The organism is Halovenus aranensis, assembly GCF_900100385.1.
GTDB classification, from domain to species: Archaea; Halobacteriota; Halobacteria; order Halobacteriales; family Haloarculaceae; genus Halovenus; species Halovenus aranensis.
In genome coordinates this window covers 144,262-165,205 of the sequence record NZ_FNFC01000005.1, presented here as the reverse complement: position 1 = coordinate 165,205, position 20,944 = coordinate 144,262, and the positions used below count along the sequence as shown (strand labels likewise).

The following is a 20,944-nucleotide window of genomic DNA, read 5'->3' as shown; positions in this document are numbered from 1 at the left end:
CGTTCACTTTGCCGGGAGCATTTTGAAGCCGTATCGCGTGACCTCTTCCTGCGTGTAGAGACGTCGCACCGTCGCGGTGAGTCTGTCGCCGATGTCGACCGCATCGGGGTCGACGCCGACGACCTGCGCGGGAATCGACACCGTCTGTTCGCCGTCGGGACCGTCGAGTGCGACGACGGCGCTGACGTACGTGCCACTCCGGGCCTGTTGCTCGACGAACTCTGTGGGTGCGCCGCCCTGACCGATTGCCGTTACCGCCTCGACGGTACCGGTGCCGGGAAGCTCGACGGAGTCGTACTCGACGAGCGTGTGACAGCCCTGACAGGCACCCTCGGGCGGGAACGAGAGCGCATCACAGTCAGGGCAGCGACCGGCGACCAGACGGTGTCGCTGGGCGAGTGTTCGCTTCCAGCTCGGAACGCTGACGTAGGCACCGCCGCCGTCTGGCTCGCCGCTCGTAATCTCGCCGCGCATGCGCAGGTATTCGCCATACGAGAGGTCGACAGTCTCGGTGTCTCCCGTCGGTGTGTGTGTCACGCCACCGTCTTCGACGACCGCGGCTGTCGCGCCGTCGCTGTAGCCGACGACGAGCACGCGCTCGGCACCGTCAGCGAACGCGGTCGCCAGCCCGAGTAGCGGTCCTGCTGTGCCGGCGTCTCCGACCTCGTGGACGACTGTCCCCCGCTGGATTGTGTCGGCCTCGACGCCGAGTCGCCCTGTCGCGCGGTAGGGGAGTTTGCCGTTCGGTGACTGCAGGGCGACCGCGTCGGCCGTGCTCGGGTCGATATCGAGTGTGTCGACTGCCTGGCCGACTGTCTCGACGAACGCCGAGCGGTCGTAGTCGGTGACACCAAGCCCCGTCGTCTCTGCTGAGCCGGCGGGACGAAAGCGCGTTCCCGGATGCGGGTCGACGTGGTCTGCGTGTGCCGGTATCTCGCCCGGGGCCGACGGCGCGAGTACCGCCGCGAACGCGCCGGCACCACCTGCGTGTTCGTGTTCGCCGTCTGGGGAGCCCCGAGGGGCGTCAGTCGCGACGACGAGTGTCGTCTGGTCTGTCTGTGTGCCGGCCACCAGCGCCTCGACGCCGGCCCGCGTGCTCCCGGTGAGCTGGCGGGTCTGCGTCGCCGCTCCCAGCCCGAGCATGCTAACGAGGCGAGGCCCCATCGCCTCCTCTTCTGTCGGGGGCGTCGTCGTTGCGACGAGCAGGCGGTCCACCCCTCTCGGGTCGACGCTCCCAGCCGCGAGCGCCCGCGAGGCGGCCTCGTAACCCATCGTCAGCGTGTCTTCGTCGGCACCCGGAACCGCCGTCTCGGTGATGCCGGCACCGTGGAACTGGCCCCAGGCTTCCCGGACAGTCTCGGCCGACAGGCGATACCGCGGGACGTACGTGCCGACGCTCTCGATACGGCTCATTCTGCCACCTCCTCGTTCTCGAAGACGTGAACGACCGTCGCGCCGCCGCTCCCACCGACGTTGTGGGTGAGGCCGTAGCGGGGCTCGGCGAGCTGTCGGTCGCCCGCTTGCCCGGTGAACTGGTCGAAGGCCTCGACCACCTGTCCGGTCCCCGTCGCGCCGATTGGGTGGCCCTTCGATTTCAGCCCGCCCGAGGTGTTCACCGGCAGGTCGCCGTCGGGGTCGGTGACGCCGTCACGGAGCAGTCGGGCCGCCTCGCCGCGGTCACAAAAGCCCAGGTCCTCGTAGGCAAGTAACTCCGCGATGGCAAAACAGTCGTGTATCTCGGCGAAATCGAGGGCCGAGGGGTCGACGCCTGCCCGGTCGTATGCCGTCTCGGCGGCGGTTTCGGTCGCCGAGAGGCCGACGTAGCTGTCTCGCTCGGCCAGCCCGACGTGGTCGCTTGCCGCGCCGACGCCCGCAACTCGGATTCGCTCGTCGGTGTACTCCTCGACGACGTCCTCGCTTGCCAACAGTGCGACTGCCGCCCCGTCGGAGGTCGGACAGCAGTGATAGAGGTTCAGCGGCGCAGCAACCTCGGGCGCGCCGACGGCGTCCTCGAGTGAACACTCGAAGCCGAGGTGGGCTTTCGGATTCTTCGCCCCGTTGGCGTGGTTTTTGACGGCCACCCGCGAGAGGTCTTCGGCGGTCGCGTCGTGGCGGTCGAGGTAGGCACTCGCCATCTGTGCGTAGACGCCCGAGAACGTCGTCCCGGTCAGCCGTTCCCACTCGGTCTCGCCGCTGACGCCCAGCCAGTATTTCGTCACGTCGCCAGACATATCGGACATCACCTCGAAGCCACTCGCCAGCACGACGTCGGCCATGCCGCTGCGAATGGCCTGGACGGCCTGGCGGAGTGCGAACCCGCCGGCGGCACAGGCGTTTTCGACCCGCGTACAGGGGACGTTGTGGAGGCCGACGTGTTCGGTTACCGCCGGGCCGGAGAGCCCGAGCTGGCGGCCGCCGACGCCGAGCGAGCCGACGACTGCCTCGTCGATATCTCCCGGTTCGATTCCACCGTCGACGCGCTCGCAGGCGTGCTGGTAGGCCTCGGCGAACAGGTCCCGGTAACTGCGCTCGGGAAACGCCCCGAACGCCGTCTGGCCCGCGCCGATGAGGTAGGCGTCGCGCATGGTTCGCCGTCCGCGCCAGCCGGTAATATAGCTTCGGGAGCGAAAAACTCCGTCCGGTCGATACGACCATATGCATCCGCCGGGCGAGCAGCCCCTACACCGACGACGTGAGCCCGCCGTCGACACGGATGTTCTGTCCGGTCACGTAGCTGGCTTCCGGTGAGCAGAGGTACGCGACGGTGTCTGCGATTTCTTCCGTTCGGCCGGGCCGACCCATGGGAATTGTCTCGCGTGTCTCCTCGTCGACCGCGTAACTGTCGACGAACCCCGGCAACACGGCGTTCATCCGGATGTCGTCGGCGGCGTAGCGGTCTGCATAGAGTTTGGTGAAACTCCCGAGACCTGCCCGGAGCACCGAGGAGACGGGAAACTCGGCCGACGGCTCGAACGCCGAAAACGTCGAGATATTCACGATTGCGCCGCCGCCCTGTGACTGCATGACCGGCGTGACCAGTCGCGCCATCCGGACGGCATTCAGGAGAACGAGGTCCAGTCCGTCGTGCCACTCCTCGTCTGAGAGCTCCAGCAGGTCACCCGTCGCGGGGTGGCCTGTGTTGTTCACCACGGCGTCGATGCGGCCGTACCGCTCTCGCGTCGCGTCGACGAGTGCCGCCAAGTCGTCGGGCTCGGTGAGGTCGCCCTCGAAGCCGTCGCCGCCAAGTTCCTCTGCGACCTCGACGGCACGCCCCGATTTCGACAGTAGGACCGGCGCATAGCCCGCCTCGGCCAGTCGGCGCGCACAGGCCTCGCCGATGCCACTCCCCGCGGCAGTCACGATTGCGGTCTTCTCGGACATTACTCTCCTTTCGGCTGCCAGAATAAAAAGGCGAGCGCCGGCAACCGCAACTGTTTCGATGACCGCGCCCTCGCGTTTGGCGTATGGTCGAACAGGTGACGCTCTACCGCGCACCGACGACGAACGCCGACGCCGACGCGATTGCGGACTGGCTCGGCGAGCGCACAGGTGTCGATGTCGAGGTTCGGGACCGCTTTCTCTCGCTGCGTACCGACGACGACCTCGCGACCGAAATAGCACAGACGCGGGTGCTCTCGCCACACGAGCGCGAGACTGGAAACACGATGACCGGTGTCGTCCGTTACGAGGAGCGAGCACTCGACCGGCCCGACCGAGCGGGCGGCGTGGTCTACGACGGCCTGGCGCTCCAGCGAGGACTCCGCGAGCGGGTCCCCGACGCCGAACGCAGTCTCGACCACCTGCACGTCGCCCTGCTGGACCGGGTCATCGGAACCTGGGGTGACCACGACGGCCGGTGGCACAAGCGTGTCAACGTCGTCGGGCAGTTGACGCTTGTCTCCGTTCCCGGGCTGTACGAAGCCCCCGCCAAGCCAGAGGCGTACTACGAGGCGAAGGGGAAACACGCCCTCCTCTCCGGGGGTGCGCCGCCGCGAGAGGTGCTCGAATCCGAAATCGAGGGCGACTTCCTGGTCGAAGACGACCCCAGGACGACCGAAGCCCTGAAGGGTTATGTCCTGCAGGCGGTCCACCACGTCGAGACTGGTGAGGGTTTCTGTGAGTGCGAGGGCTGTCGCCTCTCGAACCCGCACCGACAGCCCGGCGTCGTCGAGGCACAGCTTCGAGAACCCGCATTCTGTGACCGACACGCCGAGAAATATAAATGAGAAAGCACTTACCACGGCTCGACAGCCCTCTGGTATATGGTCCACACCCGACGACTCCCCGCAAATGAGGCCGCTGCGCGACGGTTCGCAGAGGAGCTTTGGCTGCCCTATCACCGCGACCTCGAAGCAGCCGTCGACGATCACGAACTCGTCGACGACGTCCCGCTCGAAGAGGAAGTCGAGTTCCGTCTCGACCTTCTCGACTCTGATACATACCGGGCGTGGGTCGCCGTCGAGGGCGACCCGACAGAGGAACCGCTTGCTGATTTGTCGCGTGAGCTCGTCGGCTTCGTGACAGCCAACCTCGATTCCTGTCCGCCCGTGTTCGATCGACCGGACCGTCTCAAAATCGGCGACTTCTACGTACAGGAGTCTCGCCGCGGTGACGGTCTCGCAGGCGACCTGCTCGATTGTGTCCTCGAGTACGCCCGCGAAAGGGGTACTCCGGAGCTATCGCTCGACGTCGATGCCGACAACGAACGCGCGCTTGGCTTCTACGAGAAGGTCGGCTTCGAGCCGTATCGACACCACATGACCGTCCCTGTCGAGGACGTGTAGGCGCACCTGCTGAGGATTTCAGCGCGTCCGGGACGACGGTACGCCAGGCGAGGAGTTACCCCTGGTAGGGGTGGTACTCCAGACCCTTGTGTTTCAGTTCGTTGCGTTTCTCTTCGAGGAACGAGTAGACTGTGCCGTGGGGTGCGCCTTCGAGAATCATCTCGGCGGCTTCACGAACTGCGGCGACCTGTTTTGGCCCACCGATAATACCGAACGTCGAGCCGTAGATTGCGACAGAGGCACCGGTCAGCTCTTCCATGAGCTCTCGCGTCCGGCCGTTCTCGCCGATGAGGCGTCCCTTTTGACGGCGCAGGTCGTTTTTGTTTCGCGCGGCGGCGTCGATATCGACGATATCGAACATCATCATGTCGTCGTCGAGCAGGCGGAGCGCGTCGTCCGGGGAGAACCCGCGACCAATCGCTTTGACGATGTCGGGGCCTTTCAGCCCCAGCACCGGGTCGCCGACCTTCTCGATACCTACTTTCCCCGACTCGGAATCGATATCGAGGCGAACCTCTGCGCGGTCCTCGATTTCGCGCATCGTCTCGCCGCCTTCGCCGATGAGAACCCCGATACGGTCGTCGGGTATCTTCACGTGCTGCATAATATGAGCTACAGTACGTGACTGGCCTGTTAAAGTCCTTCGCCATGAGAAACGTCCGTCGCGAGGACCGCGGATTTATATCGGGAGCCGAAGCCACGCGGCGTATGACCTGACTGCCAGCCACGGAGAGGGCGCGGTTGTGTGAGGCGACTCTCCGTGTGTCGGCCGGCTTCGGTCTCACCTGCTCGCTACTGTGCGAATCCTGCTTCGACGAGTGCGTCGTTAAGATCGTCCCGGACCCGCTCGCCCAGCTCACGGTTGTTTGCGGTCGTCACGACGCGGTTTTCCTGCACGCTGGAACCGTCTCGCAGCAACAGCCGGACGTTCCCGGTGTCGTCGGCTCGGGTCACCTTTCCGCGGACGCCGGTGCGTGACCCCGACCCGCCTGCCTCGATTGGCCCTGGGATAATCTTTTTCACGTGGGGGTGGCCAGCCACGACTTCGAGGACATCTCGGCCTGCGCGACCGCCGATGAGCGTCGAGTGCGAGCCGCCGAGTTTCTCGGCGACCGACGCCTCGACGACATCCAGCGGCGGGTCGCCCTTGCGCTCGATGACGTGTTCGACGGGGTCCTCAGCCGCGATGCGGTAGAAGGGATAGCGAAGCTGTGCCCGGACTTCCCTGAGTACGTCACGCTCACCTGTTGCGTAGACCTCTTCAGGGCGTTTGCGCCGCACGTCGTCGGCGATTTGGCCGGCGAAGTAGCGTAGTTCCGAGCGCTCTTGCTCCTTGTCAGGTTCGGGGGTCGTCGTCACCGTCCGATGACCGACAACCGTCTCCTCGAACAGGACCGTCACTCTCGCCCGTTCGCGCTGGAGTTCGAGTACGATGGTGTCGGCGTTTTCGGTCTGACAGACCAGGCAGTAATCACCCGGCCTATCCAGCGGCGTCGCACACTGCCGACACTCCATACACGCGATACGGTGGCCGAGTGCGATAAGCCCGGTGTTTCCGACCCCGGTCACCTCGTGTCACAGCTCTCCCGGGTCACACTTCATGAACTCGCGGAGGACAACAGTCGCGTACGACCCGCGCGGAAGTGAAAACGATAGCTCCAGCGGCTCGAATCCGAGGCCGAGTGTTGTCCGGACCAGAACAGCACGGCGAGTCCCCGTCGAGTGGAACTCGCCGGGCAGGTCGAAATCGGCCGGCTCGACGCCAACCTCCGACAACACCGTCCGTTCAATATCGCCCGGCTCGCCGTCACCCAGCTCGGTTTCGGTGCCCACGAGCGGGGCCGTCACGAACGCTCTGTCACGCTCACAGTGGCGGGTCACGGAATCGACGCGCGACTCGTCGACACGCTGTGTTCGGTCGGTGTCGGGGACGGTCAGCCCCGCCGGGGCGTCGTTGTCGGTGAAACAGACCACGTCACCCGCGACAGGTCGGTCGAATGGAAGACCACGCTCGAGGCGCAGCGAGAGAATCCGGTTGAACACGTACGACTGTGCGGCGTGGACGAACAGTTGCTGGAGGTTCGTCGGCAATGCTTCTAATGCCCCACGGAAGTCGTCCGGGCCGTCGTCGCTCTCCGTGAGACGGTGGAGCATCGCTCGCTCGTGGGTGAGCTGTCTGGGGAACTGGTCGAGCGCCGCCTGCCAGTCGTGACTCTCGTCGACAAACGCCCGAGCGTCCCTCGTCTTCTCCGGTTCTCGCTCGCTCGGGTTGCCAACGTAGGTCATGACTGCCTCCTTCCAGTCTCCCCGGAGGATAGCAAGACCCACTTCGTGGGTGATTGGTCGCTTGCTCCCGAACCGCTGCTGGCCAAAATAGTTCGGCACGCCGACGACCGGCGCCTCGTCGTTACTCTGGCCACCACCGAACGTAGCCAGCTCCTGAAGGGTCTCCTCGGCACGCTCGGTCCCGTCTGTCTCTCGGACAGTCACTTCGAAGGCGTTCCCCGCCAAGTCACCGAACAGAATCGGCCGACCGGTCCGACCGACGACCTCGTAGTCGACGCCGTCGAGGTCGGGAACCGCACCCGGCTCGATACCGTCGAGGGTAAACAGCTGAGTCGTGACCGCGCGCTTATCCTTAGTTCCTGCCCAGGACACGCGCTCGCGAGAGATGCCGAGTCTGTTCGACAGTGCCCGTGCGAAATCGTTAGTGTCCCAGTCACGTAGCGTCACCCGGAGCAACAGATGTGGGTAGGCATCGGTGCCGGCGTCGATGGGCTCGGCGTCAAAATCTTCCCGCTCGCGGACACGGAAGTCTGCTGGCTCGCGGCGCAACCGACCGCCGGTACCGTCGGCATCGCTCACGTAGTAGCCGATGCCGACCTCGCGTTCGAGCGGGTGTGCCTTGTGCATGTAACGACCGCCGATGAGAGGCCGCCGGATAAATCAGTGTCGTCCACGTGGAAGCTCGCCTCAGCTACCCGTGATGCCGTCGAGATAGCCGCGCCGGTCAGCGACAGCCAGACCGACGAGTACCACACCGGCGGCCGCCAGCAGTATCGACTGCGTGCCCAGGGTTTCGAGCATGCTCTCGACCGTGGCAACGAGGCCGTCTGCCAGAGCGTCGGTCTCCTCGCCGTCTGGCATGAGGACTCCGGGCGCGACGAACCTCGCAACGACGCCGAGAAGACCTGCACCCAACAACGCACCGCCAGCCACCCTCGCGGTTCGCACGAGGTCACGGGTGAGCCCCCCGATGACGCCGACGAGAGCGAGCGCGAGCGCGGGCAACACGAGCGTCAACGTCGCTATCAACTGTACGATATCTGCGGCCCCGGCAAACGTCTCACTGGGGTCTTCGTCCTCGCCACCGAGCGTAATCGTCTCGCCGATATCGGCCACGGCCTCGGTGCCGAGCGCCGCCTTTAGCTCGTCCTCGTTCGCGTCGCGCTGGGTACTGTACTCCTCGTAGGTCAACTCACCGGTCAGTCCATCGACGACGGTAAACTGGAGCGAGACGAGGACGTCGGTGAGTTCGGCGGTATAACCCCTCGATTCGGTGTCGGATTCGATGGTAGATTTCAGTGCGTCGACCTCGCGGTCGCTGGCGTCCAGCTGTGCCTCCTGAAAGCTGTCTTCGTCTGTGCCAAGCGCAGCGACTCGCTCGCGGTCGAGGCGGTCCGTGCCCTCCCCGACCAGTGTCGCCGTGTCGACGACAGCGTTTTCGGTGACCGACTCGGCCACGCTACGCTTGACAGGGCCGATATCAATAGCAAACGCGAGGTCGTCACGGTCGCCGTGCAAGAACGCATACAGTTGCTCGATGTTGTTGACGGCCTGTTCGCGAACGTAATCGGTGCTGACGCTCTCGTCGGCGGTCGTCTGTGGGTCGAACTCGCCGAGACCGAGTCCGGGTGGAAGGCTCAGCCCCTCCGTTCCGGCCTCAATCTCGTCTGCCACCTCGTCGCGGAACTCACCCGTCTGTTCTGTGAACAGTCCTTCCTCGTCCATCTGCTCGATGACATGGTTGGAGTCGAGTACCGTCCGGTCGGCTGCGATTGCGACGTTTCCGCCAGCGACAGTCGCCAGCAGAAACACCCCGACTACCACGAGCGCAATCCGTCCTGCGAGCCCGCTTGGGCGTCTGTCGTTTTGAGTTCCTGTACTCCTCTCTCGACTCCTGGTGGCCGTCTCACTCGCCGTTGGTCGCGTCCCCCCAGCGGTGTCGTCTGCGTCGGAGTCGCCGCCCTGGTTACTCATACCACTAGCGGGGACGCTCTGTTATATAAGCACTAGCACGACTATTACATTTGATATTTCTGCCATCCGGTTCGAGAGGTGCACCAAGAGATGTATATCTGCGTGAGTCAAACAGCCTGCTATGCAACGACGGAACTTCCTGCGCCTGGCAGCAGCCTCTGCGGGCGGGGCAGTCGCGGGGTGTCTCGGTGGCGACGACTCGAATACGGTCTTTGACGAGCCATATCTCGAGCAGGCAAACCCCGAAGACCTCGCCTATCCGGCACACGGCGAGGAGCTACCGGACGTGACACTTCCCGCGCCGCTACACGACCAAGAAGTCTCGACACGGGAGTTCGTCGGTCAGGGCGAGACGGTTATGACGTTCATCTACACGCGCTGTCCGGGTCCGTGTCCCGGCATGACTGCCGCGCTCGCGCACGTCTTCGTCGACGCCACAGACCAGGGATACAGCGACGAAGTCGGGCTGATGCCAACGACGTTCGACCCCAAGTACGACGACGAACAGCGCCTCCGGAAGTTCTTCGAGCGTAACGGCGTCGACCCGACCGCCGAAAACTGGCTGGCACTCCGGCCCGAGACGCCCGAGCAGGCAGACGAGGTCGTCAACGGCGAGTTCGGCGTCGGGTTCGAGCGGACGCCCGGCGGGGGTGGCCACGGCGGACACAACACCACACAGGGCGAGACGCTCAACCCCAGTGAGGGCGACTACGATTTTACCCACGTCAACCTGGTTCTCCTCGCGAACCGCGACGGGTACGTCGAGCGCGCCTATCAGGAGGTCCCGCGCCCGGACGAACTGCTCTCGGACCTCCAGAAGGTTAGAGACGCGTACTAGACCTCGTCTCGGTCGGTGAAGGTGTATCGCCGGTGGATGTGGCCGTCGGCGAACTCGTGGAAGTCGGCGAAATCGAAGGCGACCTGTTCGCCGTTTTGGACGCCGGAAAAGGTCCCTCTGACTGCGACTGTCTTGCCGTCGACGACTATGTCGTGAATCTCGTGGCTCCCGTCCTCAAGCGGGCGGCCGTCGAGGTAGAACTCAAGCAGGGCGTCTCGGCCCTCGATTGCACCTTGCCCGGGGCGCTCGTAGCGGATATCCGGCGCAAACAGGTCGACGAGGTCGTCGTACTGCTCGGCATCCACCAGGGCGTAATACTCACGAACTGTCGCTTCGGGTGTCGTTGGCATACGCTGACGGTCGGACTCCAGGAGTATAACTCTCCGCACCTTACATGAAATCCGACAGACCAGCCTGCGTGTCGTCGTCAGACTGCTCGCCGCTTGCCTCGTCGTCGGCCCCCTCGTCAGCGGCCGCCGCCATCGCGTCACCGTCTGTTGGCATCTCGTCGTCTGTCGACTCGCCCGCCGCGTCGTCTGTCACCTCGCCAGGAGCAAACGCTCCGCCAGTCCCCTCAGCAGCGCGCTCCTCGCGGAGCCGTTCGGCATCCTCGACGATGGACTGGACTTTGTTGGTGTCCTCGCCGCTACCGGTGATAAACGAGACGTGCTCGGTCTCTAACTCGTAGCGGGCAGTCATCGCGACCGTGAGCTCGCGGTTCTTGCAGTGGTGTGTCATCACCGCGAGGTGAGGCATGATTTCCCGCCGGGCGGTGCTCATGCTCGTCCCGTTTGCCGCTGCAATCTTCCGGGCGATGTAGTCTCGCTTGTCGCGGGTCCCCCGCGAACGGCCCAGCTTCGACCAGTACGTCGGTGGGCTGTATCTGGTCCAGCCGCCTTTCTGCTCGCGGCGGGCCGCAGCGACGCCTGCGGTCATGTTATCGCCGGCGTATCGCCAGAAGGAGTAGTTCTGTGTCGCCCGCACCCGGCCGAGCCAGCGGTCGGCATTCGCCAGAAAGTCGTACGCGGACGCCAGCTCTTCGCCGTGGTAGTCCTTGGGCACGTTGTCCTCTATCCAGTTGATGAGGTCGTCGGGCGTCTCGTCGACGTCGTAGCTCGCCTCCAGCGCGTCCTGTGGCCCGGCCTCTTTGATGACCGTATCGAGGTAGTCGAAGACGCCGGTCGTGGTGTCGCGTTCGCCGGTGACGACGTCGTCGGCGACGATACGGTCTCGGCCCTCGGCGAGGGCCTGGAGGTCGTTGATTGCCCCGCGGAGGTCGCCGCTGTTCATCTCCGCGATTGCTTCGAGCGCGTCGGACTCGAACTCGATTCCCTCTTTCCGACAGATGTCACGTAAGACCGGGCGTATCGACCGCTTGGAGACACTCCGGAACTCGATGTCCTCGCAGGCGTTGCGCAGCCCGTTCGACATCTCGTAGTAGTCGTTGGCGATGAGAATCATCGGCTGGCTCGCCTCCTTGACCAGGCTCGTCACGGCCCGGCTTCCGCCGCGGTCGGCGTTGCCGTGGATGTTGTCGGCCTCGTCCATGATGACGAGCCGACGGCCACCGCCACCTTGCCCGAGGGTCCCGCTCTTTGCCGCTTCGCCGGCCACTCGCTCGATGACGTCTTTCGTCCGCGTGTCGGAGGCGTTCAACTCGATTGTCGGCCACCCCTTGTCCGACGCGAGCGCGTGCGCCGCGGAGGTCTTGCCGACGCCCGGCGGTCCATAGATGACGACCGCCTCGCGGTGGTCGTCCCAGGTGTCAGCCCACTCGCGGAGGTCGTCTCTGGCCGAGTCGTTGCCACGAATCTCAGAGAGCGACGACGGGCGGTACGTCTCCGTCCAGTCGGTCATACTGCCCTCACCCTCCTGTCGGTGTCTTCGAGACCCTGGCCGCTAACGGGTGGCCGCGACCCCAGCCGCGGCCACGACCGGCCAGAACACCGTGACGAGCGTCGTAGAGAGTCCCCTGAATACGACGACAGAGATGATGTCGGTCCCGACAACGTAGCGCGTACCATCGTACCAGATACTGACGAACAGGACACTAATGATACTATTGTTCAGCGAGCGTGCAATCTGTCACAGCCGGGCACACCCGAGTCGGTTCTGGTCAGTCGTGAGGGTGGAACCGCTTGATTGCCTCGTCGACCGCGTCCTCGTCGCCGAGGAAGGTGATGTGGTCTCCGTATTCGATTATCTCGTCAGTTTCGGGGACGTGCGCACCGCTCCCGCGACCAATCTCGGCGATGAGACAGCCACCCGGAATCTTGTCGTTGATTTCCTGGATGGACTTCCCCGAGAGCTCGTCCGAGGTGACCTCTATCTCGATGATGTCGTGTCCGTCGCCGAGGTCGTTCATCCAGTGGGCCATCGCCGGCCGCTCGATCTGGTTTTCGAGCGCGTAGGCGGTCGCTTGGGCGCCGTCGACTGCACTGACACCGAGAGAGTCGAACGCATCGACGTTCTCTGGGTCGTTCACCCGGGCGAACACCCGTTCGATGTCGTATTTCGTCTTGACAGTCTGACAGACGAGGAGGTTGATGTCGTCGCTGTCGGTCGCGGCGACGACCCCTTTCGCGTCTTCGACGCCGGCGTCTTCGAGCGTCCGCTGGTCGGTCGCGTCACCTTCGAAAACCCTGAATCCCGCCCCTCTCGACAGCCGGCACTGTTTCTCGTCGTCGTCGACGATGACGACGAACTCGTCTCTGTTCTCCAGTTGTGTGGCGAGTGACCGGCCGACCCGTCCACCGCCGACGATTATCGTACGCATAGGTGTTACTCCGAGTAGGTCTCCAATCTGTCGAGCGAATCCTGCCTCGATGACGTCGGTCGCGATGATGACCAAGAAGACGGTCCCGAGTAGAATCTGTGCTTGGCTGTCGAGTGATGCCGCCTCCGCGGTCAACTCGGCCGCCTCGGCGCCCGACAGCTCTGTGGCCTCTTTTTCGAGCTGTTCTGCCTCGCCTTCCAGGTCGACGGCAAACAGCGTCGCCACGGAGGCCGGGATGATTCCACGCGGTCCTACCGCGGCTAAGAACCCGCGTTCGGGCCAGGTGAACCGCTCGATTCCGACAGTCGAAACCAACGCGACGACCGGCCGTAGTACGACCATGACGACGACAAGAACTCCGATTCCGCCGACGCCGAGACTCCGAACCGCGCCGAGGTCGACCAGTGCGGCCAGCGAAACGAACACGAACGCGAGGAGCAACATCGTCACGTCCTCGGTAAACTCCTTGATAGATTCCCTGTATGGGAGGTCGAGATTGCCGAGCACGACCCCGGCAGTCGCTGCGGCCACGACGCCGGCTTCGGCGAACACGAAGTCGGCAACGCTGTAGGAGCCGACCGCCCCGAGTAGCGTGAGAAACCTGGCTGCCTGAATCCCTTCGACCTGTACGAACGCCTCGTTCTGGAGGTAGTAAACCACGACGGCGACGCCGAGTCCGGTCAGGATACCGACCCCGATTCGGGAACCAAACGCCTGTGCTGTCACCGGAATCCCCTGAACCTGGAGCAGGATTGTTTCGAAGATGACGACGGCGGCGACTGCCGCAGTCACGTCGTTGACGATTCCTTCCGTTTCAAGTGCGGCAGAGACGTGCTCGCGGAGATAAACGACGTTGACAATCGGTGTGACGACTGTCGGTCCCGTCGCGACTAACAACGCACCGATGAGGAAAGCAAGCGGCCACTCCGCGCCGATAAACCAGTGGACTGCGACGGCTGTCCCGACAAACATCAGTACGGCCCCGACGGTGACCAGACGGAGCGACGCGGAGGAGGCCTCGCGGACCCGTTTGAGCCGCAAGGCAAACGCGCCGTCGAAGACGATGATTGCCACGCTGACCCCGACCATCGTCGTCAGTCCACCCCCACCGGCTCCGCCAAACGTCTCTAAGGTCACAACGCCAATTCCGGCCTCACCGAGAAACAATCCGCCAGCAATGTAGAAGACGACACTCGGCACCCGGAATCTGTTCGCAAGTAACTGGCCAGCAATTCCGAAGGCCAGTATCCCGACGACAGTTATCAGCAGCGTATCCGACACGTATCCGAATACGTGTGGAGTTATTATCACTGTACCGGCAGGCTCTGGGCCTGCCACCGGCTCGAACCACCGACGTTTTTGTCTTGGCATTCCATCACATCTCATGGCGACGAACGAAGCTGACGCCGACGCTGCCTACGAACAGCTTATCGAACGGAACCGACGGCTGTCGAATCTCGGATACGCGTCGATGTATCTCAACTGGGACCAGCGGGTGACGATGCCTGAGGGGGGTGCACCGGGACGGGCACAACAGCTCTCTGCGCTGTCGGCGACGACGCACGAGCTGCTCGTCGACGACGAGGTCGGCGAGTGGCTCGATACTCTCGAAGGCGCAGACCTGACCGAGGAGCAGGCCGCGAACGTCCGGGAAATCCGCAACGAGTACGAGCGTGCAGCGCACGTCCCCGCGGCACTGAACGAGGAGATTACACAGACCGCCTCTGAGAACCAACAGATTTGGCAAAAGGCAAAGGCAGAAGACGATTTCGCCTCCTTCGCGCCGCGCCTGGAGACGATGCGCGACCTCCAGCGACAGAAGGCCGAACACATCGACCCCGAGAAGAGCCCGTACACGGTCCTCTACGAGGGCAGTCACCAGTACATCCCTATCGAGACGATGACCGACATCTTCGAGACGCTCCGGTCGGAGATTCCGCCGCTGGTCGAGGAGATTCGGACGGAGGGGCGCGAACTGGCCGACCCATGGGAGGGCGAGTACCCAGACGACGACCAGGAGGCACTCAGCGAGGCCGCGCTCGACTTTCTGGGCTACGAGCGCGACCGCGGCCGCCTCGACACCGCACCGCACCCGTTCATGGCTGGCAACCAGTTCGACGCCCGCGTGACGACGCGGTTCAAGCCGACCGACCCGATGGACGCGCTGACCGCGACTATCCACGAGTTCGGCCACGCAACCTACCAGCTTGGGCTTCGACAGGACGAGTACGGCACGCCGCTCGGGGCCTCACGGATGAGTATCCACGAGTCCCAGTCCCGGTTCTGGGAGAACCACATCGGCCGGACGAAACCGTTCTGGGAGCAGTTCCTCCCGACGTTCAAACGGCATATCGACGGCCACGACGACCTCACTGTCGACGAGGTCTACGAGGCGGCAAACCGCATCTACCCGGACAACCGCATCCGCGTCGAGGCCGACGAGCTGACATACCACATGCACATCATCCTCCGGTGTGAAATCGGCCGTGCGTTCGTCGAGGGCGACATCGAGGCCGCGGAGATTCCACAGGTCTGGAACGACAAGATGGAGGAGTACCTCGGCGTGCGTCCCGAGACCGACAGCGAGGGCTGTCTCCAGGACATCCACTGGACCGGCGGCTTCGCCGCGTTCCACGGCTACACGCTGGGCAGTGTCGTCGCCGCACAGCTCAACGACGCCATCCGCGACGACCTCGACGTGGACGCGCTCGTCCGCGAGGAGGACTTCGAGCCGATTCGCGAGTGGATGACCGAACACGTCCACCGGCACGGCCAGCGCTACACCACGCCCGAACTCATCGAGGTGGCCACCGGGCAGGAACTCTCGGCCCAGCCCTTCGTCGACTACGTCCGCGCGAAGTTCGAGGACCTCTATGACCTGTAGGGGGCGATTCCGCAACCGTTAAATTGGACGCTGGCTTTCTCACAGATGCGGGCCGGTGGGGTAGCTTGGTATCCTTCGGCCTTCGGGTGGCCGTAACCGCGATTCGAATTCGCGCCGGCCCACTACCCTTTCAGGTGATTAGGATTCACAAGACGGCAGTCTACCGTTTATCAATCCTGTTTGGAACTCGACTATTGAGTTCAATTGCGCCGCAAGTGCGCCCCCGTGCCGTCATGGACTTCTGTGAATACGTCGGGGCTTTGGCCCTTTCAGTCTTCCCCTCTTTCGGGATGAATTGTATAGATTTGACTGCTGTATGTGGCGTATTCGAGGGATTAGGATTTCAGCGGTCGTAGCCTGTTCCGAGGCTAACTGCACTCTCACCGCAGATGTTCGAGGATTTGGAGAATCCGAAACCCGAGTTCACCGTAGTCCTTCTCGGTCTGCCCTGCCCTCACGCGCAGTGCTTCTATTGGTTCAGAGTGTCTGTAGCGACAATTCTTTGGCATATGGGTGAGAGTTGGCCTACATATGGCCAGTGAAGACCTCGAATATCAAGAGTCATTCAAAGATGATTTAGAACGCTTCTTCACTTCTCCTTCAAAAGATACTCTCCCGGCTATCTTGAGTGCCGACAAAGAATACGATTATCTCGACTTCAAGAGTGAGTGGCACGAACGTTCGCAACTGGCCCGCCATATCTTGGCCTTCTCTAACTCTGGTGGGGGTGCTATCATAATCGGTGTAGAAGAAGTCGGAGATGAATCGCTTGAATCGTCTGGTGTAAACGACCCTCTTGATGAATCTGACTTTGGAAACAAGGTCGAAAAATATCTTCCTGACTCCGCACATGACGTTTATTCGCTTGAAACGTTCACTTACGGAGAAGTATACGACGATGGAATTTCTGGCCGCACATTTCAAGCCCTCTTCATTGATGGTGCAGGTGAACGTGCCCCTCTTGTAGCAACTAATGCCGGGGAAAACATTGACGAAGGCGATATATATGTTAGAAGGAATACAAAAAGCAGTGTTGCGAACTACGAAGAAGTACAATCACTCCTTCGGAGAAGGCGAGAAAGGGGTGTCGAGAAGGAAACGGCAGAACTCCATGAAGAGTTGCGGCAACTGAAAACGCTCTATAACGAGGTTGATAAGAAAAAGACTATTTCTTCGTTAGCGGCTCTTGCCGGTGCGTTGAATAGGTTTCCACATGAAGAAACTAAACCCAATCCACACTATCCCAACCAAGGTTACGAAGAGTATATATCTCATCTGATAAAGAAAAAGAAAGCCAGAATTGAGAAACGACTTGGTGTTGAGAACATCACCCTGTAACAGACATAAAGAGTCCGGCGGAACTCAAAACAAACGACGCAGAGTAACGCCGCTCGGATACTCGTCCCCTATCTGGCCATGAACGGGTGTATTGATTCCTCTACCACTACTTTCGAGGATAGTAGCACCGCCAGCAAGCCGAGAGAGCGCCGTGAGTGCGCTGTGAGAGCGTTCGTCGCGTAGCGAGTGGTATCCATTTTTTGAGGTTGAACCAGAGTCACGACCGTCAGAGCGCCTGAAGAGTGTTTTATAACCCTATAACTCTCTGTGATTCGGTTTCACTATTCCACAAACGACTGCGGTTGGAGTTTCTCGGATTCGGCCAGCCACCACACTGTGTTCCGACCACCAATCTGCTTACTCTCTAATCGACCCTCGTCGGCCAGTGACCGGAGCCGGTTGTAGGTTGCACGTCGCTTGAGCGGTACCTGTTCTGCCACTTCCGCAGTCGAAAGCACGGGGTCGTCGGTATCCCGAAACAGGTCGATGATTTCGTCGTCACTCACTCTCGGTGTAGGCCCCGGCTTTGAATCTTCGCCCATACAGGCTTCTATTACGCGTAATCAGTTAACTATACCGTCCAAGGCAGTACACTTAATATCCGTGCCGTCCAAGGTATAGATAGAGAAGGACTCGTCTCTTGAGGCGTGATTCACTCGAAAACGCCCGGTGCGCCAACACCGGACGAGGCCTTCTCGACGGAGCCAAGAAGGCATGAGCCAATTCGAGACAGCGGAAGATGAATCTTCCGTCACGGCTGGCTGTACCGACCTCGAACAGCGCGATGTACGCGCCCTGACGGAGTACATGACCGTCCTTCCGCTCGGGGGCGACGTGTACTCTGTGACGACGCAGAGCGGGTCAGAGTACCGCGTAGACGCCCGTGAAGACCGGTGTACGTGTCCTGACCACCAGTACCGGGAAGTCGAGTGCAAACACATCCGCCGCACTCGCTTCGCCACTGGTCAGCGGGCTATCCCTGCGTGGGTGGACGCCGACGAGATAGACGCCCAACTCGGAGAACACATCGCCGGGACGCCCAAGGTCGCCGCGACCGACGGTGGTGTCACCCTCGACTCGTTCGGTGCCGACGACCGCGACGACGACCGTCCCGAGGATTGCGATTGTAGCCCGGACTTCGAGGGACTTGCCTGCTGGCCCTGCTACAGGGACGGGTTCGAGGAACCGAACCCGCACGCCACGGGTGACGACGAATGACGGACGCTCCGACGTGTCCCCGTTGCGGTGGGGAACTCGAATACGGCGCACTGTTGGACTGCGTGACCGGCCAGCGCGGATGGGCCTGTGACGAGTGCAACGTTGTCTACTCGTCGCTTGAGGTGGGTCGATGACCCGCCAATCCCCTGCGGCGGTTCTGAACGGCGTACAGGTGGGGAACATCTGTGACCGCTGTAATAAGCGGGTAAAGACTGGCGACCTCGTTCGGGCGTATGCGACTTACTACGACGCCGATGGGTGGGTCGTCCGGCGCGTGTGGTGTGACAAGTGCAGTAGTACGACTATCGGTCTACCCACTGACGGGGCCGACGAGGTGATTGTCGAAGCCGTGTACTGGTCGGGACGGCTGGTCGGTGCCAAGACTGTTGACCGCAGTCGGCCCTGACCAGCGTAGGAATTTTCAACCAGATGGGCCTCTCTTATGCTAATGTCTCGCCTTATCTACCATTCCGAGGGTGGCTATGCCCGTGCTGAATCGCCATTCGACAAAGCGATTCGGGACACTGCCGACGCCGAAAGCGTTCGGGTTGTCTGTCCGTACATCGGCCCGAGTTACCTGAAAAGCGTCCTCGCCTCTGCTGACGACTGGCGGATAGTGACCGACGTGGAAGCGTGGATTGGAACGTTCGGTGGCAGTACGCGGGACGAGATACACGAGTTGATAGCGACGAACCGAGAACAGATTCACCACTTCCCCGATGTTCATGCGAAGGCTGTCATATCCGACGATTCGGCTGTCGTCGGTTCGGCCAACCTCACGGAGAAGGGCGTGGTCGGTCGGACAGAGATGGGGGTTCGGTTCACCGACGACGCGAAGGTAGAAGAACTGAACGAGTGGTTCACACGACTCTGGTCTGAAAGTGGCCCCGTCGATAGCGAGGAATTGGACGAGTTCGTGGAATCGTCGCCCTCGACACCAACGACCCATACCGAGTCCGGTACCTCGCTTTCCTCGGACGCACCACGAGTGAGCGCGACCTTCACAGACGATACCGAACCCACCACGGAAGACGTAGACGCCGACGAAGAGGCGCACGAGACACTGGTACACCGTGTTCAGCAAGCCCCGAGCCGGGAATGGGCGACCGACTTCTTCGACCTGCTGAACGACCTGATAGCCGCCACTGGTCTTGCTGAAGACGACGCTCGGCTGGTCACATCTATCGCCCAAGACGACCGAATCGCCGTATCCATCAACAACCGGTACGTCTTCGGTGCGTTCTTTTCAGGCGAACCGACGACCGGGTTCATCGTTGGTACCGACACCGAGAACGTGGACAAACTAATCGAAACTGCCGACGAACACATGGCGTTCAATGCCCTCTCCGGGGAAGCCACCGACGAGACACCACATTGGGTCGAGTTTACCGGAGAGCCGAAGCGAATGGTGTCACAATCGTTCCGTCGGGCGTGGATTAGTACGGTCTACAACGAGTTAGAGCGTGCGAGTGGGTCGCCATATCAGGACTCTCACGAACCGCTGGTGTTTCGGGCGGCAGTTGACGAAGAGTACAGAAATCAGATGCTTCGTGAGATGTTCGCGGACGACTAACTGACGACAGGCGCGGATTCGTCGGTGAACCGGCCTACTGGCTGTCGGTTGGTCGGCGTGACGACTGTTGACCGGATACAGTCAAGTAATTAAATATATCATACATCATGTGCCAATCGTTTCAGTTCAGTATACGGGTTTGCGTCTTGCTGTTTCCATGTCCGAAGTAGCGATAAGAACGTCTCATGTAACCTCATTCCCTTCTCGTTTTTGAGTGTCCTGATGATTCTTCGCATTGCTATTGGCTCACGCAATATAGCCTCTACCGTGTTATTCGTCGGCTTGACCTGTGGATAGACAACGAATGTAAGCCAGTGACCGATACCATTCCCGAGCATAGTCAGTACGTCTTCGGCGTCTTCAGATTCCACCTCTGTTTCTGCAATCCGTCGCAGTTCCTTACGTGATTCTCGTTGAACAATTATTCGCTGAACAGGAGACGGGTCAGTGTTCACGAACTCTTTTAGCCCGTCAAAAATCTCGAAAAGTCGATTGTAAATCCCCCATGCTTCTGTGTCATCGTCCGAAAGACTATCGGTACCACGTAGCAGATGTGTCCAACACCGTTGTAACTGTGAGTGGTACGCAGAATATGAGCGGTGGCCGTCACAGACAATAATCCCAGTGAACTCTTCGCCAAGGACTTCTTCTAAAACTTCACTCCCTCGGCTATCACGGAATACATAGAGCGTTTCATCACCTGTCGTGAATGCCCATATCCAACTCTTTGACCCATCAACCAAGTGTGGCGTTTCGTCTGCGTAGAGAACTTCTGCTGATTGTATCCGTTCATGAAGAGCCTCATATTCAGAACGAGCAGTACGTTCCATACGCTCGCAGGCATTGAGAACTGTTGTTCGGTGAATATCACATGAATAGAGTTGTTGAATCAGATGTGCGAGTTTCTTATAGGGTATCCTATATTCATAGCGGAAGAGAACCATTTGGGCGAGTAGATTCGTTCCATAGCCACCCTCTGTTGGACAATTCGATTGATGGGCAATTACGGAGTTGTTGCAATTCTCACATTCATAGTGGTGTCGAAGGTATCGAATATTCTCCGGCTGTTCTACTTCGTTTACAGGAATTACGACGCTCACATTGTCCAGCACACATCCACAACGGTCACACCTATCCTGCGTGACCCGAATCTGACTTTCGTCTCTTGGGCCTACTGAATGGCGGCTATTCGAGTCCATATGTGGATATCAATGCAACTCTCAATAACTATGAGGCAGTGTCAGTAGAGAACAGTACCTCATTGACTGCCGAC

At 61.4% G+C, this 20,944-nt stretch carries 20 protein-coding genes and 1 tRNA gene; 9 read left to right on the top strand and 12 right to left on the bottom strand.

The genetic code is table 11. The features are described 5' to 3' along the window. Positions 1-3 precede the first annotated feature (3 nt). From BLR34_RS06870 to BLR34_RS06860, 3 genes are all read right to left on the bottom strand, one after another. The gene (locus BLR34_RS06870) at positions 4-1,413 is read right to left on the bottom strand and encodes an OB-fold domain-containing protein (RefSeq protein ID WP_092701098.1); all 1,410 of its coding nucleotides are present in this window, start codon (positions 1,411-1,413) and stop codon (positions 4-6) included. After that, entirely contained in the window at positions 1,410-2,585 is a 1,176-nt protein-coding gene (locus BLR34_RS06865; RefSeq protein WP_092701096.1) for a thiolase domain-containing protein, read from the bottom strand. The genes BLR34_RS06870 and BLR34_RS06865 overlap by 4 nt, the downstream gene beginning before the upstream one ends. Positions 2,586-2,679: 94 nt before the next feature. Then, on the bottom strand, positions 2,680-3,381 hold the full coding sequence (locus BLR34_RS06860) for an SDR family oxidoreductase (protein ID WP_092701093.1): 702 nt from the start codon (positions 3,379-3,381) through the stop codon (positions 2,680-2,682). 83 nt (positions 3,382-3,464) lie between these two features. On the opposite strand from BLR34_RS06860, the gene BLR34_RS06855 reads away from it, so the two are divergent. Continuing rightward, positions 3,465-4,226 (top strand): DUF7001 family protein, encoded by a 762-nt coding sequence (locus BLR34_RS06855; RefSeq protein WP_092701090.1) that lies wholly within the window; start codon positions 3,465-3,467, stop codon positions 4,224-4,226. A gap of 36 nt (positions 4,227-4,262) precedes the next feature. Next, positions 4,263-4,784, top strand: a complete 522-nt coding sequence (locus tag BLR34_RS06850) for a GNAT family N-acetyltransferase (RefSeq protein ID WP_092701087.1) — start codon at positions 4,263-4,265, stop codon at positions 4,782-4,784. 55 nt (positions 4,785-4,839) lie between these two features. Here BLR34_RS06850 and BLR34_RS06845 read toward each other — a convergent pair whose 3' ends face one another. The 4 genes from BLR34_RS06845 to BLR34_RS06830 form a co-directional block, all read right to left on the bottom strand. Next, entirely contained in the window at positions 4,840-5,388 is a 549-nt protein-coding gene (locus BLR34_RS06845; RefSeq protein WP_092701084.1) for a KH domain-containing protein, read from the bottom strand. Positions 5,389-5,576: 188 nt separating this feature from the next. Further along, complete coding sequence (locus BLR34_RS06840) at positions 5,577-6,299, bottom strand: DUF2103 domain-containing protein (RefSeq protein ID WP_092701265.1); 723 nt, start codon at positions 6,297-6,299, stop codon at positions 5,577-5,579. A 60-nt stretch (positions 6,300-6,359) separates the two neighbouring features. Then, the gene (truD, locus tag BLR34_RS06835; RefSeq protein WP_092701081.1) at positions 6,360-7,697 is read right to left on the bottom strand and encodes a tRNA pseudouridine(13) synthase TruD; all 1,338 of its coding nucleotides are present in this window, start codon (positions 7,695-7,697) and stop codon (positions 6,360-6,362) included. A 60-nt stretch (positions 7,698-7,757) separates the two neighbouring features. Next, positions 7,758-9,044 (bottom strand): hypothetical protein, encoded by a 1,287-nt coding sequence (locus tag BLR34_RS06830; RefSeq protein ID WP_092701078.1) that lies wholly within the window; start codon positions 9,042-9,044, stop codon positions 7,758-7,760. A 121-nt stretch (positions 9,045-9,165) separates the two neighbouring features. Here BLR34_RS06830 and BLR34_RS06825 point away from each other — a divergent pair, with 121 nt between their 5' ends. Next, on the top strand, positions 9,166-9,882 hold the full coding sequence (locus BLR34_RS06825) for an SCO family protein (protein WP_092701074.1): 717 nt from the start codon (positions 9,166-9,168) through the stop codon (positions 9,880-9,882). Here the strand turns inward: BLR34_RS06825 and BLR34_RS06820 are convergent. The 3 genes from BLR34_RS06820 to BLR34_RS06810 all read right to left on the bottom strand — a co-directional run bounded on the left by BLR34_RS06820 (position 9,879) and on the right by BLR34_RS06810 (position 13,924). Next, on the bottom strand, positions 9,879-10,232 hold the full coding sequence (locus BLR34_RS06820; RefSeq protein WP_092701071.1) for a nuclear transport factor 2 family protein: 354 nt from the start codon (positions 10,230-10,232) through the stop codon (positions 9,879-9,881). The genes BLR34_RS06825 and BLR34_RS06820 overlap by 4 nt on opposite strands. A 40-nt stretch (positions 10,233-10,272) precedes the next feature. Beyond that, positions 10,273-11,739, bottom strand: a complete 1,467-nt coding sequence (locus BLR34_RS06815) for a replication factor C large subunit (protein WP_092701068.1) — start codon at positions 11,737-11,739, stop codon at positions 10,273-10,275. 259 nt (positions 11,740-11,998) lie between these two features. Continuing rightward, positions 11,999-13,924, bottom strand: a complete 1,926-nt coding sequence (locus BLR34_RS06810) for an NAD-binding protein (protein WP_394327685.1) — start codon at positions 13,922-13,924, stop codon at positions 11,999-12,001. Between the two features lie 118 nt (positions 13,925-14,042). Between BLR34_RS06810 and BLR34_RS06805 the strand changes: the two genes are divergently transcribed. From BLR34_RS06805 to BLR34_RS06795, 3 genes are all read left to right on the top strand, one after another. Then, the gene (locus BLR34_RS06805) at positions 14,043-15,542 is read left to right on the top strand and encodes a carboxypeptidase M32 (protein ID WP_092701062.1); all 1,500 of its coding nucleotides are present in this window, start codon (positions 14,043-14,045) and stop codon (positions 15,540-15,542) included. Positions 15,543-15,591: 49 nt separating this feature from the next. Continuing rightward, a tRNA-Pro gene (locus tag BLR34_RS06800) sits at positions 15,592-15,664 on the top strand. Positions 15,665-16,073: 409 nt separating this feature from the next. Further along, positions 16,074-16,880 (top strand): AlbA family DNA-binding domain-containing protein, encoded by an 807-nt coding sequence (locus BLR34_RS06795; protein WP_092701059.1) that lies wholly within the window; start codon positions 16,074-16,076, stop codon positions 16,878-16,880. A gap of 281 nt (positions 16,881-17,161) precedes the next feature. Here BLR34_RS06795 and BLR34_RS06790 read toward each other — a convergent pair whose 3' ends face one another. Then, positions 17,162-17,422 carry a hypothetical protein gene (locus BLR34_RS06790; protein ID WP_092701056.1) on the bottom strand — a complete coding sequence of 87 codons (261 nt, stop codon included), beginning with the start codon at positions 17,420-17,422 and terminating at the stop codon, positions 17,162-17,164. Between the two features lie 172 nt (positions 17,423-17,594). Here BLR34_RS06790 and BLR34_RS06785 point away from each other — a divergent pair, with 172 nt between their 5' ends. The 3 genes from BLR34_RS06785 (at position 17,595) to BLR34_RS06775 (ending at position 19,671) form a co-directional block, all read left to right on the top strand. Further along, positions 17,595-18,098 (top strand): hypothetical protein, encoded by a 504-nt coding sequence (locus tag BLR34_RS06785; RefSeq protein ID WP_176765263.1) that lies wholly within the window; start codon positions 17,595-17,597, stop codon positions 18,096-18,098. Positions 18,099-18,228: 130 nt separating this feature from the next. Next, the gene (locus BLR34_RS06780) at positions 18,229-18,504 is read left to right on the top strand and encodes a DUF8112 family protein (protein ID WP_092701053.1); all 276 of its coding nucleotides are present in this window, start codon (positions 18,229-18,231) and stop codon (positions 18,502-18,504) included. A gap of 42 nt (positions 18,505-18,546) precedes the next feature. Then, positions 18,547-19,671, top strand: a complete 1,125-nt coding sequence (locus BLR34_RS06775; RefSeq protein WP_176765262.1) for a phospholipase D family protein — start codon at positions 18,547-18,549, stop codon at positions 19,669-19,671. Between the two features lie 98 nt (positions 19,672-19,769). On the opposite strand, the gene tnpC is transcribed toward BLR34_RS06775, so the two are convergent. Further along, the gene (gene tnpC / locus BLR34_RS06770) at positions 19,770-20,870 is read right to left on the bottom strand and encodes an IS66 family transposase (protein ID WP_092701047.1); all 1,101 of its coding nucleotides are present in this window, start codon (positions 20,868-20,870) and stop codon (positions 19,770-19,772) included. Positions 20,871-20,944: the final 74 nt, after the last annotated feature.

What these genes read in the sequence shown, in the direction of transcription:
- BLR34_RS06790 (WP_092701056.1), bottom strand. Translation starts at nt 17,422, where the DNA reads ATGGGCGAAGATTCAAAGCCGGGGCCTACACCGAGAGTGAGTGACGAC.
- BLR34_RS06860 (WP_092701093.1), bottom strand. Translation starts at nt 3,381, where the DNA reads ATGTCCGAGAAGACCGCAATCGTGACTGCCGCGGGGAGTGGCATCGGC.
- BLR34_RS06840 (WP_092701265.1), bottom strand. Translation starts at nt 6,299, where the DNA reads ATGGAGTGTCGGCAGTGTGCGACGCCGCTGGATAGGCCGGGTGATTAC.
- truD (WP_092701081.1), bottom strand. Translation starts at nt 7,697, where the DNA reads ATGCACAAGGCACACCCGCTCGAACGCGAGGTCGGCATCGGCTACTAC.
- BLR34_RS06775 (WP_176765262.1), top strand. Translation starts at nt 18,547, where the DNA reads ATGTCTCGCCTTATCTACCATTCCGAGGGTGGCTATGCCCGTGCTGAA.
- BLR34_RS06865 (WP_092701096.1), bottom strand. Translation starts at nt 2,585, where the DNA reads ATGCGCGACGCCTACCTCATCGGCGCGGGCCAGACGGCGTTCGGGGCG.
- BLR34_RS06780 (WP_092701053.1), top strand. Translation starts at nt 18,229, where the DNA reads ATGACCCGCCAATCCCCTGCGGCGGTTCTGAACGGCGTACAGGTGGGG.
- BLR34_RS06850 (WP_092701087.1), top strand. Translation starts at nt 4,263, where the DNA reads ATGGTCCACACCCGACGACTCCCCGCAAATGAGGCCGCTGCGCGACGG.
- BLR34_RS06825 (WP_092701074.1), top strand. Translation starts at nt 9,166, where the DNA reads ATGCAACGACGGAACTTCCTGCGCCTGGCAGCAGCCTCTGCGGGCGGG.
- BLR34_RS06805 (WP_092701062.1), top strand. Translation starts at nt 14,043, where the DNA reads ATGGCGACGAACGAAGCTGACGCCGACGCTGCCTACGAACAGCTTATC.
- BLR34_RS06870 (WP_092701098.1), bottom strand. Translation starts at nt 1,413, where the DNA reads ATGAGCCGTATCGAGAGCGTCGGCACGTACGTCCCGCGGTATCGCCTG.
- BLR34_RS06795 (WP_092701059.1), top strand. Translation starts at nt 16,074, where the DNA reads ATGGCCAGTGAAGACCTCGAATATCAAGAGTCATTCAAAGATGATTTA.
- BLR34_RS06845 (WP_092701084.1), bottom strand. Translation starts at nt 5,388, where the DNA reads ATGCAGCACGTGAAGATACCCGACGACCGTATCGGGGTTCTCATCGGC.
- BLR34_RS06785 (WP_176765263.1), top strand. Translation starts at nt 17,595, where the DNA reads ATGAGCCAATTCGAGACAGCGGAAGATGAATCTTCCGTCACGGCTGGC.
- tnpC (WP_092701047.1), bottom strand. Translation starts at nt 20,870, where the DNA reads ATGGACTCGAATAGCCGCCATTCAGTAGGCCCAAGAGACGAAAGTCAG.
- BLR34_RS06855 (WP_092701090.1), top strand. Translation starts at nt 3,465, where the DNA reads ATGGTCGAACAGGTGACGCTCTACCGCGCACCGACGACGAACGCCGAC.
- BLR34_RS06815 (WP_092701068.1), bottom strand. Translation starts at nt 11,739, where the DNA reads ATGACCGACTGGACGGAGACGTACCGCCCGTCGTCGCTCTCTGAGATT.
- BLR34_RS06830 (WP_092701078.1), bottom strand. Translation starts at nt 9,044, where the DNA reads ATGAGTAACCAGGGCGGCGACTCCGACGCAGACGACACCGCTGGGGGG.
- BLR34_RS06820 (WP_092701071.1), bottom strand. Translation starts at nt 10,232, where the DNA reads ATGCCAACGACACCCGAAGCGACAGTTCGTGAGTATTACGCCCTGGTG.